Annotated in this window: 3 protein-coding genes and 1 tRNA gene; 1 reads left to right on the forward strand and 3 read right to left on the reverse strand. The window is 72.1% G+C overall.

Going from position 1 to position 3,241, the window contains the following annotated elements:
- A partial coding sequence (locus FV226_RS28275; RefSeq protein ID WP_187278869.1) for a hypothetical protein occupies window positions 1-332 on the forward strand: 332 nt, incomplete at its 5' end.
- A gap of 265 nt (window positions 333-597) precedes the next feature.
- Here the strand turns inward: FV226_RS28275 and FV226_RS27105 are convergent.
- From FV226_RS27105 to FV226_RS27115, 3 genes are all read right to left on the reverse strand, one after another.
- A complete protein-coding gene (locus FV226_RS27105; RefSeq protein ID WP_147765355.1) occupies window positions 598-2,235 on the reverse strand; it encodes a DEAD/DEAH box helicase in 1,638 nt (545 codons plus the stop codon).
- Window positions 2,236-2,297: 62 nt separating this feature from the next.
- The gene (gene cobF, locus FV226_RS27110; RefSeq protein ID WP_147765356.1) at window positions 2,298-3,047 is read right to left on the reverse strand and encodes a precorrin-6A synthase (deacetylating); all 750 of its coding nucleotides are present in this window, start codon (window positions 3,045-3,047) and stop codon (window positions 2,298-2,300) included.
- Window positions 3,048-3,121: 74 nt separating this feature from the next.
- Window positions 3,122-3,198 (reverse strand) — tRNA-Met (locus FV226_RS27115).
- Window positions 3,199-3,241: the final 43 nt, after the last annotated feature.

Here is a 3,241-nt window from a genome sequence, read left to right on the forward strand (position 1 = left end):
CGTTCCCGATGGCGCGGGTGGTGCCCAAGGGCGAGGCCCGCACGATCGCGTTCTTCACCTCGCTGTTCCCGGATTGCTCCTCGCAAGGCCCGGTGGTGATCCGGACCCTGGACCAGCCCCGGCACGGGGCGGTCGACGTCGCGCCGGCGGATTCGTTTCCCCGCTACGGGGTCGGGTCGACGCTGGCCGCCTGCAACGCCCGCAAGGTGCCGGGGGTGAAGCTGACCTACACCTCGGAGGAGGGGTTCGAGGGCGTCGACACCTTCCGCATCTTCGTCATCAACGCGGACGGCACCGGCTACGAGTCCGACGTGCGCGTCACGGTGCGCTGAACCCCGCCGCCGGCCGGCGGAATCGGCGCCGAAACGGGGGCGGAAACCTGCCCTCCAATAGCACTCCCGTCATTCGCATAAGATATATTATGGAACATAGAGGGGCGATATCCTGGGGTGAGGGGGTATTCGTTCGGTCCCGACCCATCTGGCATGCCAATCGGACCGTCTCCGTGATCAGCCCGGCAATCGGCAGTGAGATCGTCCGACGAGCCACGGGCGAGGGCGGTCCGAGCCCCCTCCCCGGCCTCGCCTGTCCCGCGCGTCACGCGGCCAGCGCGTCGGCCAGGCGGCGGATGTCGGAGACGACGCGCCCGTCGGCGAAGCGGCAGGCCACCTCTTCCGAGGCGCGGCCGCACGGGCGGATTCGGATCGCCGCCGGGCAAACGAGCTCGTCGCGGCGCTCCAGCGCTTCGGCCGCGTCCATCGGCGCGGCGCGGCCGCCGCCGAGCCCGCGCCACCACTGCACCGCCTTGTCGCGGGCGAATCCCGTCCGCTCCAGCGCGAGCCGGATGCGGTGGGCGCCGGCCGGGCAGCGCAGCACGATATCGAGGCCGTCCGCCCCGCGCTCGACCCGCCAATCCGAGACCGCCTGCCAGCCGTCCGCGCGCTCCGACAGGATCGGCAGCTCGCCGTCGGCTGCGGCCTCGTGCCGGGCGACATCCTCCGCGTCCTCCGGCTCGATCCAACAGGGCTCGCAAGTCGAGGCGTTGAGCGCGATCAGCGCGCCGCAGCCGGGGCAGGGCTTGGCCCGCGCCAGCCCTTCCCTGCCCTTCACCGCGGCGGCGGTGCGCGCGGTGACCACGTCCACCGGGCCGTGCATCCGCACCAGGCCGGCATAGTCGAGGATCAGCGCGTCGCGCTTGCCCGCCGCGTTCCGCAGGGCACGCCCGACCTGCTGCACGTAGAGCCCGGTGCTCTGCGTCGGGCGGAGCAGGGCGATGAGATCCACCTCCGGCACGTTGAAGCCGGTGGCGAGCACGCCGACGGAGGTCAGGCAGCGGATCCGCCCGGCGCGAAAGGCCGCGACGATGCGGTCGCGCTCGCGCCGCGGGGTTTCGCCGGAGATCGCCTCGCAGGAATAGCCCTCCACGCGGATCGCGTCGCGCACCGCGTCCGCGTGGCTGAGCCCGGCGCAGAAGGCGAGCCAGGCCCGGCGCTCGCGGCCGTAGCCGACCATCTCCTCGACCGCGGCGCGGGTGATCCACTCGCGGTTGACCGCGGCCTCGAGCTGGCTCGGGATGTAGTCGCCGCCGCGCTTGCCCACGCCGGCCACGTCGAGGGCGGTCAGGGTCGCCTTCGACAGGAGCGGACAGAGATAACCCTGCCCGATCAGGTCGCCGGCATCGACCTCGTAGACGATGCCCTCGAAGATCCGGCCCGCGCCTTCGTCGAGGCGCCCGCTGTCGAGCCGGTAGGGCGTCGCGGTAAAGCCGACGACGCGAAGCTCCGGCCGCAGCGCCCGCAGGCCGGCGAGGAAGCGCCCGTAGCGGGTCTCGGCCGAGCGCGGGATCAGATGGGCCTCGTCGACGACGACGAGGTCGCGCGGGCCGATCGCATCGAGCCGGTCGGCCACCGACTGGATGCCGCAGACCAGGACCTGCGCCGCCGCCTCCCGCCGCCCGAGGCCGGCGGAGAAGATTCCCGCCGGCGCCTCGGGCCAGTAGCCGGTGAGCTCGGCGAAGTTCTGGGCGATCAGCTCCCGGCTGTGGGTAACGACGACGATGCGGGCGAGGGGATCGGCCTGCAGCGTCTCGCGCGCGAGCGCCGCGATCACCAGCGCCTTGCCGGCGCCGGTCGGCAGCACGATCAGGCCGGCACGCAGAGGCTGGCCCCCTGCCCCGCTCCAGGCGGCGGCAAGCGCATCGAGGCTGGCACGCTGGTAGGGTCGCAAGGTCAGCATGGGCTGGCTCTAACGCACGCAGGCGGACGCGTCCGTGGCCCGTTCGCCGCGCCCGCCCCGGATCAGGGCGCCTGCAGCAGGTAGACGTCCATGATCCAGCCGTGGCGCGCGCGCGCGGCGGCGCGCTGGCGGCGGATTTCCGGGCCGACCGTGCCGAGCCGGCCGGCGATCAGGAGCTGGTCCGGCGAGCCGAGATAGGCCCCCCAATGGATTGTCAGGTCCGGATCGAGGTGGTCGAAGCGCGGGTCGGCGTCGAGCATCACCACCACGCTGCCGACGCCCTCCGGCAGGCCCTCGGCGATCGCCCGTCCGGTGGTGATGTGGACGGCGCCGCCGATCCGGTTCAGCGGGATGCGGTGGGCGGCGGCCAGCATCTGCACGCTGGAGATACCGGGAATCACCGTGTAGGCGAAGGCGCCCGCGTCGCGGGCGAGGATGCGCTCCAGGATGCGCAGGGTGCTGTCGTAGAGCGCCGGATCGCCCCAGACCAGGAAGGCGCCGACCTCCCCTGCCCCGAGATTAGCCGCGATCAGGCCGCCGAGGAGGTCGGCGCGGGCTGCGTGCCAGGCCTCGACCGTCGCCGCATAATCCGCAGGCCGGCGCTCGCGTGGTGGGTCCTGCGCCACGACCAGGCGATAGTCGTCCCGGATGTGCCGGGCGCAGATCGTGCGGCGGAGGGCGACGAGGTCGTCCGTGTCGGCCCCTTTGTCGAGGACGAACACGACGTCGACGTCGGCCAGCGCCTGCACCGCCTGAAGGGTGAGGTGCTCCGGGTCGCCGGTGCCGATTCCGATGACACGCAGGGTCCGCATGGGCTCAAGGATTCCAGTGCGCACGAAAAAGCCGGCTCGCGTTGGGCGAGCCGGCTGATGTGGGATGTGATGTTTGGTTGCGGGGACAGGATTTGAACCTGTGACCTTCAGGTTATGAGCCTGACGAGCTACCGGGCTGCTCCACCCCGCGCCAGGGTGATCGAGTGTCGTGTCGAGGGGATGTGTTGGCTTGC

Origin of the sequence: Methylobacterium sp. WL12 (assembly GCF_008039475.1) — a bacterium.
Lineage (GTDB): Bacteria > Pseudomonadota > Alphaproteobacteria > Rhizobiales > Beijerinckiaceae > Methylobacterium > Methylobacterium cerastii.

Excerpts from the sequence above, each read along its gene's own strand:
- FV226_RS27105 (WP_147765355.1), bottom strand. The coding sequence starts at position 2,235 with ATGCTGACCTTGCGACCCTACCAGCGTGCCAGCCTCGATGCGCTTGCC.
- cobF (WP_147765356.1), bottom strand. The coding sequence starts at position 3,047 with ATGCGGACCCTGCGTGTCATCGGAATCGGCACCGGCGACCCGGAGCAC.